The 22,123-nt window shown below is 63.1% G+C and carries 22 protein-coding genes and 1 tRNA gene; 13 read left to right on the top strand and 10 right to left on the bottom strand.

Features of this window, described 5'->3' with window-relative positions:
• The first annotated feature begins 106 nt into the window (after positions 1–106).
• The 6 genes from AB0N65_RS13685 (at position 107) to AB0N65_RS13660 (ending at position 8,112) form a co-directional block, all read left to right on the top strand.
• The gene (locus AB0N65_RS13685) at positions 107–1,582 is read left to right on the top strand and encodes an FAD-dependent oxidoreductase (RefSeq protein ID WP_364162320.1); all 1,476 of its coding nucleotides are present in this window, start codon (positions 107–109) and stop codon (positions 1,580–1,582) included.
• 155 nt (positions 1,583–1,737) lie between these two features.
• Positions 1,738–3,102, top strand: coding sequence for a GAF domain-containing protein (locus AB0N65_RS13680; RefSeq protein WP_364162317.1), 1,365 nt, complete (start codon positions 1,738–1,740; stop codon positions 3,100–3,102).
• 102 nt (positions 3,103–3,204) lie between these two features.
• Positions 3,205–4,728, top strand: a complete 1,524-nt coding sequence (locus AB0N65_RS13675; protein WP_364162314.1) for an aldehyde dehydrogenase family protein — start codon at positions 3,205–3,207, stop codon at positions 4,726–4,728.
• Positions 4,729–4,817: 89 nt separating this feature from the next.
• Positions 4,818–5,840, top strand: coding sequence for an alcohol dehydrogenase AdhP (gene adhP, locus AB0N65_RS13670; RefSeq protein WP_364162311.1), 1,023 nt, complete (start codon positions 4,818–4,820; stop codon positions 5,838–5,840).
• A complete protein-coding gene (locus AB0N65_RS13665) occupies positions 5,840–6,268 on the top strand; it encodes a DUF779 domain-containing protein (RefSeq protein ID WP_364162308.1) in 429 nt (142 codons plus the stop codon). Before adhP ends, AB0N65_RS13665 begins: the two co-directional genes overlap by 1 nt.
• Before the next feature lie 290 nt (positions 6,269–6,558).
• Complete coding sequence (locus tag AB0N65_RS13660; RefSeq protein ID WP_364162305.1) at positions 6,559–8,112, top strand: amino acid permease; 1,554 nt, start codon at positions 6,559–6,561, stop codon at positions 8,110–8,112.
• Positions 8,113–8,201: 89 nt separating this feature from the next.
• On the opposite strand, the gene AB0N65_RS13655 is transcribed toward AB0N65_RS13660, so the two are convergent.
• The 4 genes from AB0N65_RS13655 to AB0N65_RS13640 all read right to left on the bottom strand — a co-directional run bounded on the left by AB0N65_RS13655 (position 8,202) and on the right by AB0N65_RS13640 (position 11,772).
• Positions 8,202–8,837, bottom strand: a complete 636-nt coding sequence (locus tag AB0N65_RS13655) for a DUF2461 domain-containing protein (protein ID WP_364162302.1) — start codon at positions 8,835–8,837, stop codon at positions 8,202–8,204.
• 119 nt (positions 8,838–8,956) lie between these two features.
• Complete coding sequence (locus tag AB0N65_RS13650; RefSeq protein WP_364162483.1) at positions 8,957–10,441, bottom strand: catalase; 1,485 nt, start codon at positions 10,439–10,441, stop codon at positions 8,957–8,959.
• 14 nt (positions 10,442–10,455) lie between these two features.
• Positions 10,456–10,935 carry a Fur family transcriptional regulator gene (locus tag AB0N65_RS13645; RefSeq protein ID WP_364162299.1) on the bottom strand — a complete coding sequence of 160 codons (480 nt, stop codon included), beginning with the start codon at positions 10,933–10,935 and terminating at the stop codon, positions 10,456–10,458.
• 30 nt (positions 10,936–10,965) lie between these two features.
• Positions 10,966–11,772: a hypothetical protein gene (locus AB0N65_RS13640; RefSeq protein ID WP_364162296.1), complete on the bottom strand. Its 807-nt coding sequence runs from the start codon at positions 11,770–11,772 to the stop codon at positions 10,966–10,968.
• Positions 11,773–11,877: 105 nt separating this feature from the next.
• On the opposite strand from AB0N65_RS13640, the gene AB0N65_RS13635 reads away from it, so the two are divergent.
• Entirely contained in the window at positions 11,878–13,149 is a 1,272-nt protein-coding gene (locus tag AB0N65_RS13635; protein ID WP_364162293.1) for an MFS transporter, read from the top strand.
• Positions 13,150–13,282: 133 nt separating this feature from the next.
• Entirely contained in the window at positions 13,283–14,149 is an 867-nt protein-coding gene (htpX, locus tag AB0N65_RS13630; protein ID WP_364162290.1) for a zinc metalloprotease HtpX, read from the top strand.
• 75 nt (positions 14,150–14,224) lie between these two features.
• Here the strand turns inward: htpX and AB0N65_RS13625 are convergent, their stop codons facing one another.
• Complete coding sequence (locus AB0N65_RS13625; RefSeq protein WP_364162287.1) at positions 14,225–14,716, bottom strand: YajQ family cyclic di-GMP-binding protein; 492 nt, start codon at positions 14,714–14,716, stop codon at positions 14,225–14,227.
• 180 nt (positions 14,717–14,896) lie between these two features.
• On the opposite strand from AB0N65_RS13625, the gene AB0N65_RS13620 reads away from it, so the two are divergent.
• Positions 14,897–15,184, top strand: coding sequence for a hypothetical protein (locus tag AB0N65_RS13620; RefSeq protein ID WP_364162284.1), 288 nt, complete (start codon positions 14,897–14,899; stop codon positions 15,182–15,184).
• A gap of 129 nt (positions 15,185–15,313) precedes the next feature.
• Positions 15,314–15,395, top strand: a tRNA-Tyr gene (locus AB0N65_RS13615).
• Positions 15,396–15,632: 237 nt separating this feature from the next.
• Here the strand turns inward: AB0N65_RS13615 and AB0N65_RS13610 are convergent.
• Positions 15,633–16,403, bottom strand: coding sequence for an ion channel (locus tag AB0N65_RS13610; protein WP_364162281.1), 771 nt, complete (start codon positions 16,401–16,403; stop codon positions 15,633–15,635).
• A gap of 45 nt (positions 16,404–16,448) precedes the next feature.
• Positions 16,449–16,670, bottom strand: a complete 222-nt coding sequence (locus tag AB0N65_RS13605) for a hypothetical protein (RefSeq protein WP_364162279.1) — start codon at positions 16,668–16,670, stop codon at positions 16,449–16,451.
• Positions 16,671–16,848: 178 nt separating this feature from the next.
• Here AB0N65_RS13605 and AB0N65_RS13600 point away from each other — a divergent pair, with 178 nt between their 5' ends.
• Complete coding sequence (locus AB0N65_RS13600; RefSeq protein WP_364162276.1) at positions 16,849–17,394, top strand: acyl-CoA thioesterase; 546 nt, start codon at positions 16,849–16,851, stop codon at positions 17,392–17,394.
• Here the strand turns inward: AB0N65_RS13600 and AB0N65_RS13595 are convergent.
• Both AB0N65_RS13595 and AB0N65_RS13590 read right to left on the bottom strand, forming a co-directional pair.
• Positions 17,391–18,191: an ABC transporter permease subunit gene (locus tag AB0N65_RS13595; RefSeq protein WP_364162273.1), complete on the bottom strand. Its 801-nt coding sequence runs from the start codon at positions 18,189–18,191 to the stop codon at positions 17,391–17,393. The genes AB0N65_RS13600 and AB0N65_RS13595 overlap by 4 nt on opposite strands.
• On the bottom strand, positions 18,184–19,152 hold the full coding sequence (locus AB0N65_RS13590) for an ABC transporter ATP-binding protein (RefSeq protein WP_364162270.1): 969 nt from the start codon (positions 19,150–19,152) through the stop codon (positions 18,184–18,186). Before AB0N65_RS13590 ends, AB0N65_RS13595 begins: the two co-directional genes overlap by 8 nt.
• A gap of 211 nt (positions 19,153–19,363) precedes the next feature.
• Between AB0N65_RS13590 and AB0N65_RS13585 the strand changes: the two genes are divergently transcribed.
• The gene (locus AB0N65_RS13585) at positions 19,364–21,217 is read left to right on the top strand and encodes a GDSL-type esterase/lipase family protein (protein WP_364162267.1); all 1,854 of its coding nucleotides are present in this window, start codon (positions 19,364–19,366) and stop codon (positions 21,215–21,217) included.
• 99 nt (positions 21,218–21,316) lie between these two features.
• Entirely contained in the window at positions 21,317–21,697 is a 381-nt protein-coding gene (locus AB0N65_RS13580; RefSeq protein WP_364162264.1) for a thioredoxin family protein, read from the top strand.
• Between the two features lie 104 nt (positions 21,698–21,801).
• Here AB0N65_RS13580 and AB0N65_RS13575 read toward each other — a convergent pair whose 3' ends face one another.
• Positions 21,802–22,080, bottom strand: coding sequence for an antibiotic biosynthesis monooxygenase (locus AB0N65_RS13575; protein ID WP_364162261.1), 279 nt, complete (start codon positions 22,078–22,080; stop codon positions 21,802–21,804).
• Between the last annotated feature and the right edge of the window lie 43 nt (positions 22,081–22,123).

The raw sequence follows: 22,123 nt of genomic DNA, 5'->3' as shown, positions 1-22,123 counted from the left end.
CTTGTGACTCCTGCCATATGAGCCGCCGGGCGTAGGGTCGGCCTCTAGAATTGGAATCTGCGCGCCCCAACCAGCGGCGTGGCTCACTGCTTCGGAAGGGCTCACGGTGTCCAACTCAGCCACCACCCCCAAACGTCCGCTTCGCGTTGCCATCGTCGGCGCAGGGCCCGCCGGCGTGTACGCCGCGGACATCCTGACCAAATCCAACGAAGTCAAAGGTGGAGACGTCGAGGTCAGCATTGACCTTTTTGAGGCCTACCCGGCGCCCTATGGTCTGATCCGCTACGGCGTTGCTCCTGACCACCCGCGCATCAAGGGCATCGTCAATGCGTTGCACAAGGTGCTGGACCGCGGCGACATCCGCTTCCTGGGCAATGTGACCTACGGCCGCGACCTGACGCTCCACGATTTCCGTTCCTTCTATGACGCCGTGATTTTTTCCACCGGAGCCATCAAGGACGCGGACCTGAACATCCCCGGCATTGAACTTGAGGGCTCGTTCGGTGGCGCCGACTTCGTGTCCTGGTACGACGGACACCCCGACGTTCCCCGTGACTGGCCCCTCGACGCCAAGGAAATCGCCGTCATCGGAAACGGAAATGTGGCTCTGGACGTGGCCCGGATGCTGGTAAAGCACCCCGAAGAACTGCTCGTCACCGAAATTCCGGCGAACGTCTACGAAGGCCTCAAGAAGTCTCCCGTCACCGACGTGCACGTCTTCGGGCGCCGCGGCCCCGCCCAGGTAAAGTTCACGCCCTTGGAACTTCGCGAATTGTCGCACTGCGATGACGTGGACATCGTGCTGTACCCGGAGGACTTCGAGTTCGACGAAGCTTCCGACGAAGCCATCCGGAGCAACAACCAGATCAAGACCATGGTCAACACGCTGACCAACTGGCTGGTGGAGGAGCACGCCGAAGCTGAGGAGCCGTCCTCCCGGCGCCTGCACCTGCACTTCCTGCACAGCCCGGTGGAAATCCTCGATTCTCCCCAGAACCCCGGCAAAGTCTCCGCCATCAAGTTTGAGCGGATGGAACTGGACGGTACCGGCAACGTTAAGGGCACAGGGGAGTTCCTGGAGTACCCCGTGCAGTCGGTCTACCGGGCTATCGGATACCACGGCTCGCCGCTGGAAGAACTTCCGTACGATGCCCGCCGCGGCGTCATCCCCAACGACGGCGGACGCGTCCTGGACGCCGACGGCAAGCACGTGCCGGGCATCTATGCGACCGGATGGATCAAGCGCGGCCCCGTCGGTCTGATCGGCCACACCAAGGGGGATGCTTTGGAAACCATCGGCTGCCTCCTGGAGGACCGCCTTAACCTGCCGCCCGCTGAAAACCCGGATCCGCAGGCGATCATCGACCTTCTGGAAGAACGCGGCATCGAATACACCACCTGGGAAGGGTGGAACCGCTTGGACGCACACGAGATCGCACTCGGCACCGCATGGTCCGAGTCCGCGGCCGGCGTCGAAGGAAGCAATGGCGATGGCGAGGCGGAGGCTGCGGGCAACGGCGTGGTCCGCGAGCGCATCAAGGTTGTTCCGCGTGAAGAGATGATCCGTATTTCCCGTGGCTAGCCCTCCCGCGGCTAACGCAAGGTGCGCGGCGCCGTAAGCCCGCTGTTCAGGGATCGCTGTACACAAACGCTCTCGGCCGAACTAGACTTTCGGATACTGTCCCGCCCACCGCAGACGCAGCCCACGCGTTACTGCGGACCAGCCAGGGGAGTTCGATGAGGAAAGTCCATCCGCCGGTTCCCGGCAGCGATGCTGCGGAGCTGCTGCAGAAGCGCGCCCTCGCCAGCCATGAGTCGCTGAACCTGGACAGCCTGTTGTCAGGCGCGGAAGACGTCACGGGACTCCGCCGCCTGGTGCGGGAATCATGGCAGCGTTCGGCTAGCTTCCAAGCGAATCCCGATGTCCCCGAGGCGCCGCTCGCTATGGATGGGGACGAACTTGAGGAATACCGACGCCAGCACCCCTTGGCCGCGATCATGCCCGTTATCAAGAAGCTGTTGGTCCAGCCCAGCCACGACAGTGGGCTGCTCGTAGCGGTGGGCGACGACGTCGGGCGGCTCTTGTGGGTGGACGGAGACCCCGTGATGCAGCGACGGGCCGAAAGCATGATGTTCGTGGCAGGGGCGGATTGGTCCGAGGCGTCAGTTGGAACCAGTGCACCAGGTACGGCGCTCGCATTGGGTCAAAGCATCCAGATCTCCGGTGCCGAGCACTTCAAACGCTCGGTCCACCCGTGGAGTTGCACGGCCGTTCCCTTCCACGATCCCGATTCCGGCGCCGTGCTCGGGGTTGTGGACATCACCGGGACGGAAACAGCTGTGGCGCCGCATACGCTTTCGCTCGTGGAGGCAACGGTCGCTGCCGCCCAGGCGCAGCTGAGGATCGAACGGCTCCAGCTCGCTGCCGCTGTCCGGGAAAAACCACGACGCCGGACCTCATCTTCCGGGGGCAGGAGCAGCGCCGCTGCCCACAAGGGTGCCCTGTACCGGAACAGCCTGCAGCTCCTGGGCCGTGACCAGGCACTGCTGAGCATCGACGGGCGTACGGTCGCCCTGTCGGCGCGGCACAGCGAGATCCTGGCGATCCTTGGCAACCATCCGGCCGGGCTCAGCGCTGACGACCTCTGCGCGCAGCTCTACCCGGGTGAAGGCTCGGCCGTGACGCTGCGCGCGGAAATGGTTCGGCTGCGCAAGGTCATCCACGAGCTCAGCCCGGACGCGGTTCCTGAGTCCCGCCCCTACCGTCTTCCTGTCGAGCTGCTGCCCGACTCGGGCCAGGTGCTGAGCTGTCTTCAAAGAGGCGCCCACCGCATTGCCCTGGAAATCTACAAAGGCGCCGTTTTGCCGCGCTCGGAGGCGCCCGGCGTCGTGCAGTTGCGCGAGAGGGTTTCGCACCTGCTGCGCGAGGCGCTGCTCAGCGACGGCAGCGCCGATTCGCTCCTTCAGTATGCGCAGCTGCCTGAGGCGAGGTACGACGTCGACCTCCGCCTTGCCGTGCTCAAACTCCTGCCGCCGCGCTCGCCCAAGCGGGCGGCCGTCGTGGCTGACCTTGAGCGGCTTGAAACGGAACTGACGGCCTAAACGTGAGCTGACTCACATGGTTGCAACGTAGCTGCAACCTTCGCGCTCCTAGGCTCGGATCAACGGCGACAGCCACCGTGATTCGCAGCAAAGGAGCTAGCAATGACCGTTTATGCACAGCCAGGTGCCGAGGGTTCGAAGGTCACCTTCAAGGACCGGTACGAGAACTGGATCGGCGGGGAATGGGTTGCACCCGTCAAGGGCGCGTACTTCGAGAACATCACTCCCGTCACCGGCAAGGCTTTCTGCGAGGTTGCCCGCGGCACGTCCGAGGACATCGAACTGGCGCTCGATGCTGCGCACAAGGTTGCGCCGTCGTGGGGCAAGACCTCCGCTGCCGAGCGCGCCGCCATCCTGAACAAGATCGCAGACCGCATCGAGGAAAACCTCGAAACCCTGGCCGTCGCCGAGACCTGGGACAACGGCAAGCCCATCCGCGAGACACTCAACGCCGACATCCCCTTGGCCGCCGACCATTTCCGCTACTTCGCCTCCGCCATCCGCGCCCAGGAAGGCCACCTCTCCCAGCTCGACGACGACACCACCGCCTACCACTTCAAGGAGCCCCTCGGCGTGGTGGGCCAGATCATTCCGTGGAACTTCCCGATCCTCATGGCCGTGTGGAAGCTAGCCCCGGCGCTCGCGGCCGGAAACGCTGTTGTCCTGAAGCCTGCCGAGCAGACGCCCACCTCGATCCTCGTTCTGATGGAACTCATCGGCGACCTGCTGCCCGCAGGCGTGGTGAATGTGGTCAACGGCTTCGGCGTGGAGGCGGGTAAGCCGCTCGCGTCCAGCTCCAGGATCCGGAAGATCGCGTTTACCGGCGAGACCACCACTGGCCGGCTCATCAGCCAGTACGCCTCCAACAACCTCATCCCGGTCACCCTGGAACTCGGCGGCAAGAGCCCCAACATCTTCTTCGACGACGTCGCAGCGCAGAACGACGCTTTCTACGACAAAGCCCAGGAAGGCTTCACGCTCTTCGCTTTCAACCAGGGCGAAGTGTGCACCTGCCCGTCGCGGGCCCTGGTCCAGGAGGGCATCTACGACTCCTTCATGGCCGACGTCGTGGCCCGTACGCAGAAAATCATCCAGGGCAACCCACTGGATACAGAGACCCAAATCGGTGCGCAGGCTTCCAACGACCAGCTGGAGAAGATCCTGTCCTACATCGACATCGGAAAGCAGGAAGGCGCCAAGGTCCTCACCGGCGGTGCCCGCGCCGAACTGTCAGGTGACCTGGCTGGCGGCTACTACGTCCAGCCGACCATCTTTGAAGGACACAACCGGATGCGGATCTTCCAGGAAGAGATCTTCGGTCCGGTGGTCTCGGTGACCCGCTTCAGCGATTACAACGACGCGATCGGCATCGCCAACGACACCCTCTACGGACTCGGTGCCGGCGTCTGGTCCCGCAACGGCAATGTCGCCTACCGTGCAGGCCGGGAAATCCAGGCCGGCCGCGTATGGGTCAACAACTACCACGCCTACCCGGCAGGTGCCGCCTTCGGTGGCTACAAGTCCTCGGGCATCGGCCGTGAAAACCACGCCATGATGCTGGACCACTACCAGCAAACCAAGAACCTGCTGGTCAGCTACAACGAGAACAAGCTCGGCTTCTTCTAGGAGCTTGCCCGGCTGCTGCCTTTGTGGGGAACCCGACGGCAGCAGCCGGGTACCAACCCGTCCCATTCAAACAGCAAAGGAGTTCGTCAATGTCGACGACCATGCAAGCAGCAGTAGTTACGGAGTTCGGAACCGACCTCAAGGTGATGGAGGTGGAAAGACCGACGCCGGGTCCCGGCCAAGCGCTGGCCCGTCTCCTGACGACGGGCGTCTGTCACACGGATCTGCACGCCGCCGAAGGCGACTGGCCGGTCAAGCCGACACCGCCGTTTGTCCCGGGCCATGAGGGTGTTGGCGAAGTCGTCGCCCTGGGTGAAGGTGTCACCGACGTTGCCGTCGGGGACCTGGTTGGCAATGCCTGGCTCTGGTCCGCCTGCGGAGATTGCCAGTATTGCCGGACCGGCTGGGAAACACTGTGCGAGTCGCAGAAAAACGGGGGCTACAGCGTCGACGGGTCCTTTGGCGAGTACATGCTGGTGGACACGCGGTTTGCCGCCCGCATCCCGGAGGGTTCAGACCCCGTGGAAGTAGCCCCGGTGCTCTGCGCGGGAGTGACTGTCTATAAGGGCTTGAAGATGACGGAGACAAAGCCTGGACAATGGGTGACCATCTCGGGCATCGGCGGCCTTGGGCACATCGCGGTCCAGTACGCCGTAGCCATGGGCTTGCGCGTCGTTGCCGTGGACATCGCCGACGACAAGCTTGCCCTGGCCCGCGAGCATGGCGCGGAATTGACGGTGAACGCATTGAACGAGGACCCGGCGGAGGTCATCCAGCGGGAGACCGGTGGTTGCCATGGAGTTCTGGTGACCGCCGTGCACCCCTCCGCGTTCGGGCAGGCGATCGGCATGGCACGGCGGGGCGGGACCATCGTCTTCAACGGGCTTCCTCCGGGCGACTTTCCAGCGCCGATCTTCGAGATCGTGCTCAAAGGACTCACAGTGCGGGGTTCCATCGTGGGCACACGCCAGGATCTTGAAGAAGCACTCGAGTTCTACGCGCAGGGCAAGATCAAGCCGACGGTTTCCACACGCGGACTCTCCGAGGTAAACGCGGTCTTTGACGAGATGAAGCACGCCAAGATCGACGGCCGCGTGGTCTTAAAGTTCTGATGGACGCAACCAAGCCCCAGGATGTACTGGAGGCCTCTGTGACGCTGCCCGGGGAAGACTATTCCCGGGTGGCGCTCACCGGGGCGTCCGTGGATCTGTTGCGAAAACTCTGGGATCAGCACGGACCGCTGATGTTCCATCAATCCGGAGGGTGTTGCGACGGGTCTTCGCCCATGTGCTACCCCGCAGGGGACTTCATGACGGGTGATTCAGACGTCCTCCTGGGGCGGTTCGACATCGGCCAGCCGGGCCGGCCACAGCCCCTGGAGTTCTGGATGTCCCGCGAGCAGTTCAGCTACTGGTCCCACACCCACCTCACGGTGGATGTGGTGCAGGGCCGCGGCAGTGGATTCTCGGTGGAGTCTCCCGAGGGCAAGCGCTTCCTGATCCGCTCCACGATCATGGATTGGGACACGGGCGCCTCCTAGGATCAGCCATGTCCGACAGGTTCAGTGACGTATGCCACACCTGTAGGTGTCAGACAGCGCCAACCGGAGGTATTAAGCCTGCTGGGTGCCAGCGAACGCGCGGGTGGCTCCGCAGCGGTCAAGAGGGCCGTTGCGGGGCCATTCGATCGAGGTCCAACCAGTCACAGCAGACACATCAGCAACAGGTTTTCGTGGTTTGTCTCACTATCTGGGATGAATATGGCTGTCCATCAACCGGACACTATTCTTGATGAGTCCTATACCACCCCCATCCAGAATGTGGCATATTTATGAACATTTTCAGGACCAAGTCGATCGAGCAGTCGATCGCCGACGCCGACGAACCCGGCCGCAAGCTCAAGCGCAGCCTCAGTACCTGGGACCTGATGATCATGGGTGTCGCCGTTGCTGTCGGCGCCGGGATCTTCTCAGTAGGCGCCAAGGCTGCTGCAAACTTTGCCGGGCCGGCGGTCACCATCTCCTTCGCCATTGCTGCGATCACGTGTGCCCTGGCCATCATGTGCTACGCGGAATTTGCCACAGCAATTCCGGTTGCGGGATCGGCTTACGTCTTCACCTACGCCACCATGGGCGAGGTGCTGGCGTGGATCATCGGCTGGAACCTCATCCTTGAACTGTTCACGGCTGCAGCTGTGATTGCCAAATACTGGGGAATCTACCTCAGTAAGGTCTTCGGCCTCATGGGCGTGGACATGCCCGCGGCCATCAGCCTGGGCGGCGTGGACCTCTACTGGGGAGCGTTCCTGATCGTCGCCATCTTCACCGTGCTGCTGGTGCTGGGGACGAAGCTGTCCGCCCGCGTTGGCAACATCTTCACCCTGATCAAGATCGGCGTAGTGCTGTTCGTGATTGTTGTTGGCTTCAGCTACGTCAAGTTCTCCAACTACACGCCGTTCGTCCCCGCGTCCGAGCCGACTGCCGCAACCGGCGCCGCAGACGTCATGAAGCAGTCCTTCTTCGGCTTCCTTACCGGTGCTGCCCCGGCCCAGTACGGAACGCTGGGCATTTTTGCGGGCGCTGCGCTGGTGTTCTTTGCCTTCATCGGCTTTGACGTCGTTGCCACCTCGGCCGAGGAGGTCAAGAACCCGCAGAAGACCCTGCCCCGCGGTATCTTCGGTGGCCTGGCATTGGTCACCCTGCTGTACATCCTGGTGTCCCTGGCACTCACGGGCATGGTTTCCTACACCACCCTGGCCGAGGAGAAGAGCCCGACCCTGACCACCGCTTTTGAAGCAGTAGGCAATACCGATGCCGCCAAGGTTATCGCCTTCGGGTCCTTGGTGGGCCTGACCACCGTGATCATGGTGCTGCTCATGGGCTTGTCCCGTGTGGTCCTGGCCATGAGCCGCGATGGCCTGCTCCCGCGCTCCCTGTCCAAGACGAGTGAGAAGCGTTCCACCCCGGTGCGTTTGCAGATCATTTGCGGTGCGGCAGTGGCCCTCGTAGCAGGCTTGACGAACGTGGACCTCCTCGAGGAAATGATCAACATCGGGACGTTGTCCGCCTTCGTCATGGTCAGCCTGGGCATCCTGGTGCTGCGTAAGAAACGCCCGGACCTCAAGCCGGCCTTCCGAGTGCCGTTCGGCAAGGTTCTCCCTATCATTTCGGCGATCCTGTGCCTGTACCTGATGACCAACCTTGCCGTCGAAACCTGGATCTTCTTCGCCATTTGGCTGATCGTCGGCATGGTCATTTACTTTGCCTATGGTCGAACCCACTCCCGGCTCAATGAGAAGTTCGCATCGGCCAAGGCTGCCGTGGATGGAACCGGCACCACCCGGGCTAAGGGTGACGAGGACGAGGACACGTTCACCAAGGTCTAAATCAACCGATAGGCTGCACCACGCCCTCGGGCTGGGTACACGACCTCGGCGCCCGGAAACAGATGTTTCCGGGCGCCTTTGCTTTGCCCTTAGGGCGCCGCATGCTCCGCAACCCAATCAACCAGTGGCCTCAGGGCCTCCCATCGCGAAGCGATCTCCTGCCGGGCGGATGGCGTACCGAGCCAAGCAGGCCGGCCCACGTCAACTGCGGCAGACAACGACTTGTGCTTGAGCAGTTCCGCCCGCGGATGATCCTTGTCGAAACCCCGGGGTACGGTCTTGAGTTTTTCGCCCTCAATGGAGAAGCCGGCGGCGGCAACTGCATCCACGATTCGCTGCAGCTCTTCGCCACTGCCGGGAGCGTCCACGCTCGCCCGGAAGCGGGCCAACTGCGCAGGTGTATGCGAGTGGTAGCCACCTCCGATCAGGAGGCCGTCCGCACTGATCTGGACGTAGAACCCGACGCCCTCCTGGCGGGCGGCGAACGCCCCTTGGGCGGTCTTGTACGGAGATTTGTCTTGGGAGAACCGGATATCCCTGTTCGGCCGGAAAATCTTGGCGGGCCCGAACTCCGGCTCCAGTTCTGAAAGGAGATTCGTCAGCGGCGCCCGGACGTCGTCGTCGTACGTTCTCTTGTTCTCCAACCACCACTCACGGTTGTTGTTCTCTTCCAAGTCTGCGTAGAAGCGGAAAGCGGCAGGGGGAATACCTTCGAATGTGCTCATGCAAGGATCCTATGAAGCATGGCACCGGCACAGCCATAGCCCCAAAAGCGTCTGTGGAAAACAAAAAGAACACCCCGCCACGGAGATCCGTGGTGGGGTGTTCTTTCAGCTACTGACGCTTAGAGCTTGTTGGCTGCTTCTGCGTCGGAAGAACCCTGGCCGGCGCCGAGGTTGGCGCGCAGCTTGGCGCCGAGCTCGGCGTCAACGTTGGTCCAGTACTGGATGGCGCGTTCCTTGATGTCGGCGCTCTTCACGCCGCCAACAGCACCGGTGATGGTCTCGAGGAAGCGTGCCTTGGCAGCTTCGTCGTAAACCTCGCGGTACAAGGTGCCGGCCTGGCCGAAGTCGTCGTCCTCGGCGTGCAAGGAGTGTGCGGAGAGGGTGAGCTCACCGTCGTTCTCCCAGCCACCTGCCGGGGAAGCCGGCTCAACCGCAGCCGGGCCACCAACGGTGTTCGGTGCGTAGACCGGAGTGGACGGGGAGTTGAAGAGGTAACGCCCCTGACCGTCCTGGCTGTAGTTGTGAACCGGGCTCTTGGGCTGGTTCACCGGGATCTGGGCGTGGTTGGTGCCTACACGGTAGCGGTGGGCGTCGGCGTAGGAGAAGATGCGTGCCTGCAGCATCTTGTCCGGGGAAGCGGCAATGCCCGGAACGAAGTTCGACGGCGCGAAGGTGGCCTGCTCGATCTGCGCGAAGTAGTTCTCCGGGTTCTTGTTCAGCTCCATCGTGCCCACGTGGATCAGCGGGTAGTCCGCGTGCGGCCACACCTTGGTGAGGTCGAACGGGTTGAAGCGGTACGTCTTGGCGTCCTCGTAAGGCATGACCTGGACGTGCAGCTCCCAGGACGGGAAGTTGCCGGCTTCGATGTTCTCGTGGAGGTCGCGGATGTAGAAGTCAGCGTCCGAACCGGCCAGGGCTTCAGCCTGTTCGCCGGTGATGGAGTTGACGCCCTGGTTGGACTTGAAGTGGTACTTGACCCAGAAGCGCTCACCGGCAGCGTTGATCCACTGGTAGGTGTGCGAGCCGTAGCCCTGCATTTCACGCCAGGAGGCCGGGAGGCCACGGTCACCCATGAGCCAGGTGACCTGGTGTGCGGACTCGGGGGAGAGGGTCCAGAAGTCCCACTGCATGTCAGCGTCACGCAGGTGGGTGCCCGGGAGGCGCTTCTGGGAGTGGATGAAGTCCGGGAACTTGATGCCGTCGCGGATGAAGAAGACCGGGGTGTTGTTGCCGACGAGGTCGTAGTTGCCCTCGGAGGTGTAGAACTTTACTGCGAAACCGCGGGGATCGCGCCAGGTGTCCGGGGAACCGTTTTCGCCTGCGACGGAGGAGAAACGGATCAGCATGTCCGTCTCGACACCCGGCTGCAGGAAAGCGGCCTTGGTGTACTTGGAGACGTCCGAGGTGGTCTTGAACGTACCGAATGCGCCGCCGCCCTTGGCGTGCACAACACGCTCCGGGACCCGCTCACGGTTGAACTGGGCGAGCTTTTCCACCAAGTAGTGGTCGGTCAGGATGATGGCACCGTCAGCGCCGACGGACTTGGAGTGCGCGTCGGAAGTGACAGGGGCACCCGACTGTGTGGTCGAGATGTTCGCGGTCATCATTCTCCTTTTTCTTATTTCTGAGTTACGGAAGGTTGTACGGGAAGCTGTTGTTTGGACTGGCAGTCCTGGCAGATGCCTTGGTACAGGACGTCTGCGATCTGGATGGTCATCGGCTTGGAACTTTCATCCCAGTGCGGAGTGAGGCAGGGGGCATGTCCCACGGCGCAATCCACGTCCTCCACCCGGCCGCAACTGATGCAGACGGCGTGGTGGTGGTTGTCGCCCACCCGGGTTTCGTAGAGAGCCGGGGAGTGCGGGGGTTCGAAGCGGCGCAGCATTTGCAGGTCCGTGAGGTCGCTGAGCACCACGTAAACGGACTGAGCCGTCAGTTCAGGAAGCTCTTTGCGGGCAGCGGCAAGGATGCCCTCGGCCGGGGAATGCGGGTGATGCTGGACCGCGGCAAGCACTGCCAGCCGCTGTTTGGTCACACGCCTGCCGTGGGCATGCAGGGCTGCGGCCCATGCTTCCTGGTCAGGTGTGTGATCGGTCATGCATTCATTGAAACACTTATTATGAGGAGTTCACAATAAGGCTAGGCTAACTTCAGGCAAACGAAACAGCTCCAGCATCGGATTCGAATCTTCCGCCCCCGATCGCCCTACCGCATGCACACGGAGCGGTGCGCCCGGTTCCCCGGACTCCACCACCACGCAACTGAAACCGCTCAGGCCGCTCGACAGCGACAATGTCGCCAACGCCGCCGCCACGGAGACAAGCTCTCCGGGGTGGACGTCCCCAATCGAAACCGCGCCACTGGCCGGCTCGATCACACTGTGATGGCGCGCGTGATCCACCGTCGCCACGAGGGGAACGGGCGGGGGGAGGGGAACGGGCGGCGGCAAGGGCACGACGCCGGCACCCGGCTGGGGTGCCCAGCCCGCCTCCGTGCCTGGTTCCGCGGGCGCCCTTGATGCAGTGAGCCGGAGCGAATCCCTGATCCGGGCATCGACGACGTCCAGGTCGGCTTCAGGTTCCGCCACGCGGCGGTGGGCCGGCAGCGAAAGCTGGAGTCCCGGCGTCGTGCTTTCTCCTTTCCACCGCCCGAAAAGGTGGAACGTGGGCGTCGAGGACTCGGCAACGGGCTCGCCGACGGCCGAACCCAGCGGATGCCAGTTATGCGCAAACATCAGGGCCGCGCGATGGGCGCCAAGAACATCGCGCAGGGCAACCCGTGCCAGGCTGTGGCACAACAACCAGTCCGCGGCCGAGGGCTCTGCGAATTCCGTGGACGGGTCCGATAAGCGGATGAGGAGGTGCCCGGCGGTCAGGGGATGGCGGGGACGGGCTATCTCCCACATGTCCGAGCGGAACAGCAATCGTCGATACAAGGCCGTGTCACCTCCTTTACCCCCGGGGGTGAGCCTACCAACCCCATGGTTGTCCCGGGAGGCGTCGACGCAGGGTTTGTCCGTGCAAGTCGTTAGGGTTGCAAGGTGGCGAAACTACTGGCAGACATCACCCCGCTGAAGGAGAGTCCGGCCTTTCGTCGGCTGTGGCTGGGAGGCTCGGTCGCCGCCATCGGTACCCAGCTCACGCTCGTAGCCGTCAGCCTGGAGGTCTACCGGTTGACCCAGGAGAGCTTCTACGTTGGCCTCCTGGGCATTTTTGCCTTGGTCCCCTTGGTAGTGGCAGGGCTGTATGGAGGCTCCGTCTCTGACGCCTATGATCGCCGCAAGGTTGCCCTCATTGCCTCGCTGGTGCTGTGGGCAACCACCGCGGGACTGGCCCTGCAAGCGTGGCTGGAGGTGGGAAACGTTTGGCTGCTCTACGTACTCGTGGCCATCCAAAGCGGCGCCCAAGGGATCAACGGTCCTGCCCGCAGTGCCATTATTCCGCTGCTGGTCCGCAAAGATCTGCTTCCGGCGGCCAACGCCTTGAGCATGCTGACCTTCGGGTTGTCCATGACCGCAGGACCGCTCCTGGCCGGAGTGCTCGTGGCGACCATCGGTTTCGGCTGGACCTACACCATTGATGTCATCAGCTTCACCTTCGCCCTCTGGAGCCTGGTCAAACTGCCTCCCCTGCCCCCGTCGGGAGACGCAGTGCGTCCGGGCCTGCGCTCCGTGGTGGAGGGGTTCCGGTTTTTGGGGACGAGGCCCAACGTACGGATGACGTTCATCATCGACCTCATAGCGATGATTTCCGCCCAACCCCGGGCCCTGATGCCGGCCATCGGAGCGGTCATGATCGGCGGCGGTGAAACCACGGTCGGTGTCCTGCTCGCCGCCACTGCTGTAGGGGCGTTCCTTGCAGGACTCTTCTCCGGCCCGTTGGGCCGGGTGCGACGCCAAGGCAGTGCTGTTGTGTGGTCCGTGATGGGATGGGGAGGATCCATCGCGGCCTTCGGCCTGGTTGTCCTGATGGCAGGGGACTCCGGACGCGATGGAGTGACCTTCTGGCTCATCCCCGCCGCTGTCTGCTGCGCGCTCGCAGGAATTTCGGACTCCGTCAGCGCTGTCTTCCGCACCACCATCCTCCAGTCCGCCACGCCCGACCACTTGCGGGGCCGTTTGCAGGGCGTGTTCATCGTGGTGGTTGCCGGCGGGCCCCGTGTTGGTGACATGCTGGCGGGCGGAGTGACGCAGTTCCTCAGCGAAGGAGGGGTGCTCCTTCTCGGCGGGCTCCTGTGTATCGTGCTGGCCTGGGCGGCTTCACGGCTGCAGCCCGGATTCGTTGCCTACGATGCCAAGCATCCCGTGCCGTAGCTGCGGCCTTAGCGAGTCACAGCCTCAGGTGCGCAGCCAACGGAACATGGCGGCCGCCGTCGGCGTTAATCCGTACAGAACAGAACCCCGCAGGAACCAAACCTGCAAAACTGAGGAAAGAGAAAGAGCAACCGTGCACAAACACAACAATGGACTTAAAACTGCGGCACTGTTTGGTGTGCTGTGGGCGGTGCTGTTGGGTTTGGGTGCCATCATCGGTGCAGGAACACGGAGTTCAGCACCCATCTGGATTATGGCGTTGATCGGTGTCGCCACCACGGCGTACGGCTACTGGAACAGCGACAAGATCGCCATCCGGTCCATGCAGGCATATCCGGTGACGGAAGCGCAGGCGCCCCAGCTCTACCAGATCGTTCGTGAACTGTCCGTTCGCGCCAACAAGCCCATGCCGCGGATCTATCTCTCACCCACCATGACTCCCAATGCTTTCGCAACCGGCCGCAACCCCAAGAACGCCGCAGTCTGTTGCACCGAGGGGATCCTGCATCTCCTTAACGCCCGCGAACTCCGCGGCGTCCTGGGCCACGAACTCATGCACGTCTACAACCGGGACATCCTGACGTCCTCCGTTGCTGCGGCCGTGGCAGGTGTCATCACTTCCGTCGGCCAGATGTTGCTGTTCTTCGGTGGCGGGGATCGTCGCAACGCCAACCCGCTCGCCATGATTGCCATGGCCTTGTTGGCGCCGTTTGCCGCCTCGCTGATCCAAATGGCCATCTCCCGGACACGTGAGTACGACGCCGACGAGGACGGTGCCGAACTGACAGGCGATCCCCTTGCCCTGGCATCGGCCCTGCGGAAGATCGAGTCGGGCGTGTCCCAATTGCCGCTTCCGCAGGACCAGAGGCTCGTCAACGCCTCCCACCTCATGATCGCCAATCCGTTCCGCGGCGGTGGCATGCGGCGGTTGTTCTCCACTCACCCACCCATGGGGGAGCGGATCAGCAGGCTGGAACGGATGGCCGGACGGCCGCTCTAAATGATGCCTTTTTAGCCGACGCTCGCCTTAAACAGGAACAGCCGGGGTCGAACCCCGGCTGTTCCTGTTGCAGTGTTAGCTGCGGAAGTTGACGAACTGGAGGTCGGCTTCCTCGAAGTTCTTGAGGATGGCCATGGTCTCCTGAAGGTCGTCACGGGACTTGGAGGTCACGCGGAGTTCGTCGCCCTGGATCTGGGACTTGACGGACTTGGGGGCTTCGTCGCGGATGATCTTGTTGATCTTCTTGGCGATGTCCTGGGCGATACCTTCCTTGATGGTGCACTCCAGGCGGAATTCCTTGCCGGAGGGGTAGGGCTCGCCTTGGTCCAGGGACTTCAGTGAAATGCCGCGCTTGATGAGCTTGGACTGGAAGACGTCCAGGATGGCCAGCACACGGTCCTCGGAGTTGGCCTTCATAAGGATCTTTTCGCCGCTGAAGTCGATCTCCGCGCCAACACCCTTGAAGTCGTACCGCTGTGCGATTTCCTTCTGGGACTGGTTAAGCGCGTTGGCTACCTCTTGCTTGTCTACCTTGCTGACGACGTCGAATGTGGATTCGCCTGCCATGACTCTCCTTAGGTTGGGGGCCCGGTAAGGGCGGTTTGTCTGCCATCCAGCCTAGTACGGAAGCAGACGCGTGGGGCCGTCGATTTCTTTCACAGTTCGCTCACAGCACACGCATGGTTGGAACGGAGGCAGCCGTTCCAGAGTTGTACCTGTTGGAAGAGCCCACCTTCGGAGGTAAGCATGAGCAGCAAGGCCGCCCAGTACGTCAGTAAGTCCGCATCGGCGGCCGCGGGTTCCATCGGCACGGCGGCGGGTTCCATAGGTACAGCCGCAGCTGCTGCCGCCAGTGCCGTTGCAGCAGCGGCAGTAGCGGCCTCGATTGTCCTGAGCCCGGTTCCGGATGCGGCTTCACGGATGGACGGCATCCACGCGGACCTCCAGCGGGCGGTTGAGCTTAACCAAATCACGGCCGAGCAGGCAGAGAAGTTCGAAGCGAAACTGGCTGGCCGGATCCTCGGAGAAGCCTGATATTCCGGGCGAAACCGGGTCATCCACCCTCGATTAGATTCTTGGGCCGAAGTTCTGTAAGGTTGTCTCTGCCTTCGGTTACCGGATCGAAAAGAAACGGTTTCCGGAAGTGATCTTCTTTTGAAGTTCGGCAGATTACCCGAGCGGCCAAAGGGGGCTGACTGTAAATCAGCTGGCACTGCCTACGGGGGTTCGAATCCCTCATCTGCCACCCAAACGGGAAATCCCCGGAACCACCTGGTTCCGGGGATTTTTCGTGTGCCGGAGGGTTTTGGTCGCCCCGCGCTGAGGACCCCGTACCTGCAGCTCACGGTCGGGGGTGTGCGGCCACGACCCACTTTGAGTCTGTAAGCCCGGTGACACGCCGCAAACCACGGCGCGTCACGGGGGAGCGAGTGTTCAAAGAAGGTGGTGACGGCCCGGGCTGAACCGTGCCCCGTCAGCGGCGCTACTGCCCTGCACGGGGCCTGCCCGCATGCCCGCGCAGTTCAGCGATTTCCCGCCGCAGGGCTGCGATCTCCTCGACGAGACCGGCCAACTCGGCCCGTACCGGCTCCTCGGCCGCCATTGCCTTGTCTTCCGCGGCGGCCGCGACCCCTTCGGCGTTCTCTTCGATCCGCTGCACTAGCCAGGAGGCAATGGACGCCGTGACGATACCCAGAACTGCGATGCCGCTCATCATGAGGGCCGCAGCGACGATCCTCCCGATGGGTGTTACGGGGTACAGGTCCCCGTAGCCAACAGTTGTGATGGTGGTGATGGCCCACCACGCGGCGTCGCCGAAGTTCACGATCTTGGCGTCGGGGGCATTCTGTTCGACGTCCAGGACGGCCAATGCCCCGACGAGCACGAGCATCGCGGCGGACCCGGCAACGTAGGTGGCAACGCGGCCCCGGAGGGTTTCTCCCACAGTCCGTTGCAGGACGGACAGGAGCGTGACCAGTCTGAGCAGGCGGAGGGGACGGAAGAAGGGAAGGACCACGATGAGGAGTTCGTGGAGGTTCCAGATGAACCATCGTCCCCGGTCTTCGGCAAGCCATAAATTGGCGAAGTAGTCCAGGGCGAAGATGCCCCACGTGATCCAGAGGACGATTTCAAAGGGCAGGGCGGCAGCGCCATCGACGCGGCCGATGACCTGCCATGCGTACGCGGTGAGGAAGATGAGTGCCGTGGCCATGAGGGGCCACTCGACCAGGTCCCGGTATCGCGCTTGAGTCATAGGGGAATACTAGCCACCGCGAACTCCTTCGACACGGCGCGAAAACTATGCGGCCGGTGTTTCCAGCCAGTAGCCGTCCATGTGGTGGACGAGTTGCCGGCCCAGGCCACCTTTGAGTTGGACCCACAGGGTGCTGCGGTCATCCGTCATGCCATCGATGGTTCCTTCGATGCGGTTTCCGCGCGCATCCTGGAGAACAACCACCTGGTGGCGGGCAAGGTCCGGCCAGACATCGCCGTGCGGTGCGGCAGTTTGCAGTGCGCTCAAAACGTTCTCCCTGGATTGTTTCCGGTGTTCACGGGTTCCAGATATTGTGCACGGGTTTCATGAACCGGCGGTAAACGTTTGTGCAATCGTTGGACATAAAGCACCGGATGTACTAACGCATGCGTCCCGCCCAGGCACGCCTGTTCCGGCAAAAGTTACTCGCAGGTAACATGTTGGCATGCATCTGCTTCTTCGCACCCTCATGTTGCTTTTCACCTCGTCCAAACGCTCGCCGTTGGGAGCGTGGGATACGTCGTCGCTGCCGCTGCGGGTGCTTCCCACAGACATCGACATCGCGATGCACGTCAACAACGGAATGTACTTTTCCTTGATGGACCTCGGCCGGTTCGACCTCATGGTTCGCAGCGGGATCTGGCGGAAGATGCGCAGGCGCGGTTGGAGCCCTGTGGCCGCCGGCGAAACCATTGCGTTCCGCAAATCCCTGCAACTCTGGCAACGCTATACCATCGAAACCCGGATCATCGGCCTCGATACCAAGGCCATCTATTTTGAGCAGCGGATGGTGGTGGACGGTGAAATCTACGCCCGGGCCCACATCGCCACGCGACTGCTCACCAAGGGCAGGCCCGTGTCGCAGGAGGAGATCATTGCTGAGTTCGGGGCCCCGCCGGCTGACCTGGAACTTCCTGGCTGGATCCACGAGTGGCGGGAAAACAACGCCCTGCCCGGGGCCCGAAGGGCAGCCCCGCACGTATGGAGCTAAACGCCCACATCCCGTCGCTGCAACGCCAGAGCGGCCCCGGCGATCAGCGCTGCAGAGATGGCGAGCAAACCCCCTGCGGCACCCCAGTCGGCGCCGTTGGCCACGGGCGAATTTCCGTAGGCCCAATGGTAGGGCGAGAGATTCAGCAGCCATTCGACGTCGGGACTCTGCCTGCCGACCGCGTTGAAAACGTAACCGAGCACCGCAACCGCGGCGCCGGCCACTATCCCGTACACCTTCCGTCCCGTCAGCGCGCCCGCGCAGAGGGCAGCGGTTCCGCTGAGCAGTGCCAGCGCAGCGAACAGCACCACGGCTCCGGCGAGATGCCCGACGTCGATATCGAGTTTCGCGGGCCCGTTCAGTACCAGCACCAAAAGGAAGACAAGAAGAGACAACGCTGCGACACGTACCACCAGTGCCAGCGCGCGCTCCAAGACAACCTGGACGCGGGTGACACTGTGTGCCAGAGTCAGTTCGAGCAAGCCGGACTCCTCATCACCGCCCACTACTGACGCGCCCCAGCCAACGGATGCGATGGACATGAGGAGGAAACCGATCAACCCGAACAACGTGGCCTGTGTGTAGCCGGGGCCGGTGGCAATTTGGTCGTAGTTCAATGCCCGGGTCATCTCCTGGGGGAGGGCGTCGATCATCTGCTGCATTTGTGCGCTGCCTCCGATGGACGGGTACAACGGCAGGTAGAGCATGGCCGCGGCTGCCAGTCCCATGCCCCACGCGATCGTGGACCGCCACGAATCCGTGAGGGCCTTGGTCAGAAGCGGAAGGACCTTAGGCATTGTTCCCCTTGTGGTTGGCGCCGGTGGTGTTTGGGGCGTTCCCCGTGTAGAGCGTCAGGACTGCCTCCTCGAGGTCCGGTTCTTCAAGGACAAGGTCGTCCAGGGTCAGCCGTGCAAGTTCCCGGACCAGCGGCTGGACGTTGCCCGCAAGCGTCGCGGTCGCCGCCACCGAGCCGCCGACGTGGCCGTCGGCCGGGATTTCCCGCACCTCGACGTTGGCGACTCCCGGCACCCGGGCAAGCAGCGCGCCGACGTCGTCCGCTTTTGTCCCTGAAGCGGTGAACCGGAGCTGTCGGACCGCAGCCGTTCGGAGGGCTTCCACGGTTGAGATGGTGACGATGTCACCGTCCCGGAGGATTGCCACGGCGTCGGCGGCCTGTTGAACCTCGCTGAGGACGTGCGAGCTGAGAAAAACGGTGGCGCCGCCCGCCACTACTTCGCGGACCAGGCCGTGGAACTCCTGCTGGACAAGGGGGTCGAGGCCGCTGGTGGGCTCGTCAAGGACCAGGAGTTCGGGACGGTGCATGAAAGCCTGCAGAAGCCCAAGCTTCTGTTTGTTGCCCTTGGATAGCTTGCGGGTCTGCCGGTCGAGGTCCAGGTCCAGCCGCTCCGCCAGTTGGTCCACGTAGCGGTGATCCACCGGGCCGCTGATGGCTGCCAAGTGCTCCAGCATGCGCCGTCCCGTGGCCCGGTTTTCAAGGTGGAGCTCGCCGGGAAGGTAACCGATGCGCCGCCGCAGGGCCGTCCCGGAACGCCGGGGATCCTCACCCAAGACCGAGATGGACCCGGCGCTTGGGCGGATAATGTCCAGCAGGCAGCGCATGGTGGTTGTCTTGCCCGCCCCGTTCGGCCCGATGACACCAAAAACCGTGCCGCGCGGTACTGCGAAGTCCAGCCCATGGAGGACTTCACGGTGGCCGAACGTCTTGCGCAAACCCTCCACGACGATGGCCTCGGTCACGGAGAAAGCTCCCTTGAACGCATGCTTCACAGGCTAGGCGGGAGCGCGGGTGCCTACAAGATGCCGGGAACATAACGATGTGGCACCAAAGCCCGCGTCGGCACGGCGGCAGGGTGCCGGCGTCGAAGATACTTGCCTCACTGTTTCCGATGGGGGAGCAGAGGCAGGGCTTCCGCCCGACTTTTTATGGGGTAGCAGTATGAGTTGCGCAATGACGACCGCCACACAGGTCAGGCGCAGGATTTCCGCGGCAGTTGGCTCGCTTGTTCTGGCGACGGGATTAATGGGGTCCGCTTCGCCGGCCCAGGCCTTGGCCCCCCAAACAGTTGCGCTGACGGGCCCGCTGACAACACCGCTGGAGACCGCCGCACCGCCCCTCACCGGAGCGATCGGCCACCTCTACGCCACCAGCACGTGGGCACGCAGCGTCCTGCTGAAGCCCACGGCCGCCGAGGAATGTACGGCTACCGGTTGCGTCCAACATTTCGTGGGCGGCGACATCGCGTGGTCCTCCCGGACAGGCGCCCGTGTTGTGGTGAACGGTCCTGTCCGGACGTCCTGGTGGGACGCAGGTGGTCCGGCCGGTTACCACGGCTACCCAACAACAGACACTGCCAGTGGGCTTCGGAACGGTGGATCGAAGCAACTGTTCGAGCGCGGCGCGATCACCTTCTCGCCGGCTACGGGCGCCCAACGGACTAGCGGATCCGTCCACTTGGCGTGGGGCCGAGCGGGTTTTGAGGGTGGTTTCCTGGGGTATCCGGTCACCGGTGAGCGCACGGGATTACGCGACGGCGGTGTGTACCAGGTCTTCGAACGCGGCTTCGTGGTGTGGTCACCTGCCAGCGGGGCGCATCCATCCATGGGCGCAATTCGTGAGCGGTGGCGCCAGTCGGGAATGGAGAACGGCGAATTCGGTTACCCCACAACCGACGAAACCCTGGGGCTAAGGAACGGGGGCTCGGCGCAGCAGTATCAGCGGGGCACTATCGTGTGGTCGCCTTCCACCGGTGCCCATGCCCTGACGGGAGCTATTCGCAATTATTGGACTGCCACCGGCGGCCAGAACGGCGCTTTGGGCTACCCGGTCAGCGAGGAGTACCGCCAACAGGATTTCGTCTACCAGCTGTTCCAAGGGGGTACTGTCTACTGGTCGGCGGGAACCGGCGCCCACTCCACCACGCACGGCGACGTCCACAACCGCTACGTATCCCTGGGCGGTGCTGCCGGGCAGCTGGGCTTGCCGCTCACCGACAAGCTTCCGCGGGCCGGCGGGCTTGTGCAGCAGTTCGTCAACGGCTGGCTTGTATGGGGTCCGGAGACTGGAGCCCGGATCGTGGGCCACCCGACGTACAAGGTGTGGTCCATCAACCCCGGCGAGTTTGGCTGGCCGGTGCGCGATACGTGGACGGATGCCAGGGGAGCGCACGTCGCCTTCCAGAAGCTTGAGACCATTTGGAACGAGGCCACGCAGGAGCTCTACTCGGCCGAAGCGGTGGACGCTTCCACGGTCGTCTTCCTGGGTGATTCGCAACTGGACCTGGACTCCTGGGCGGAACAAGGCGCCCAGGCTGCAGGCTACCCGCGGCAAGTAGTCCGCAGCATCGGCGGGATCGGCTACGTTTCCGGAAGTCCCGCCGTCGGAGGTGGTTCCGCAACGGATGCGTTGCTGCTGGACCGGATCCTCCTGCCGCAAGGCAACCCCGGACTGGTGGTGGTGAACCTCGGTGGCAACGACGCCAGGATCGGTGCCACCGATGCTGCAATCCTGTCCCAAGCCAACCGGCTCTGGGACGAGCTGCGCCGCAAATACCCACGCAGCACCATTCTGGTCAATGGAGTTCTGTCCCGGTATGACGCGAACCATGCCCAGCGGCGATGGGTGGACGGGCTCGTAACCAGGGAAGCCGCCGTTAGGGGCTGGCCCCGCATCTCGATGTCCGGCACGGCAACCATTGCCGGGGCCGCGGGCGACTACCTGGATGACGTGCACCTCAACCAGGCCGGCCACAACAAGGTGGCACCTCTCTACGCATCAGCACTGAAGTACGTCCTGGGCCGGTGAAGCAACGGGCAGGACTCCACCGTTATTCCCGTTGACGCGGGGAGCGAACAAGCCCCTGCCGGACGGGACTTGGCGGACGGGGTCGCGTACGGTGGAAGCATGGCTACAGTTGACATCACTGGAGAACAGTTCGCATCGACCATCGAGGGCAACGATATTGTCCTGGTGGATTTCTGGGCCGCCTGGTGCGCTCCGTGCCGCCAGTTCGCCCCCACCTACGAGGCAGCATCGGGCAAACACTCCGACGTCTTCTTCGCCAAGGTAGACACTGAGGCCGAGCAGCAGCTCGCCGCCGAAGCCGGGATCACGTCCATCCCCACGCTCATGGCTTTCCGTGAGAAGGTCTTGGTGTTCTCGCAGCCCGGCGCCCTTAACGGCCCGCAGCTTGAGCAGGTCATCGAGGCCGTGAAGGGCCTGGACATGGAAGAGGTCCACGCCCACGTCGCCAAGCAGCGCGCCGCCCAGGCCGAAGAAAACTAAGCTGCTCTGCGGTTCCTGAAACCGCAGGAAAACCTCGAGGCCGCCGGAACACTCCGGCGGCCTCGATGCTTTTGCAGCCATATGCTGCTTCAAATTGCTGCCGGCTAGAGCCGTTCCAGCTGAACGGGCTCGGCAAGCAGGGCGCTGAGGGACTCGTTCAGGTCCTGGACGGCGATGCCCTTGGAATGCTTCTCAAGGAGTTCTTCGGACTCCCACCGCTCGGTCAGCACGAGCTTTTCCTCGGTGGCTTCCGTCAGTTCATAGCGGATGCAGCCGGGCTCATTGACCACCTCATCGATCGCGATTTCCAAAGCGAGCTTCACACGGAAGAATTCGCCTTCGTTGGGGATGAACGTGGCCTTCAGGTCAATGGGTTCACTCATGGCCTCAACACTACCGGGAGGACACGCCCGCATTTACAGCGGT

The sequence above is a fragment of the Paenarthrobacter sp. NPDC089322 genome, assembly GCF_040684895.1.
In the GTDB taxonomy this organism is placed as follows: domain Bacteria; phylum Actinomycetota; class Actinomycetes; order Actinomycetales; family Micrococcaceae; genus Arthrobacter.
The sequence above is the reverse complement of the archived record's forward strand: the minus strand, read 5'-3'. Positions and strand labels throughout refer to the sequence as shown.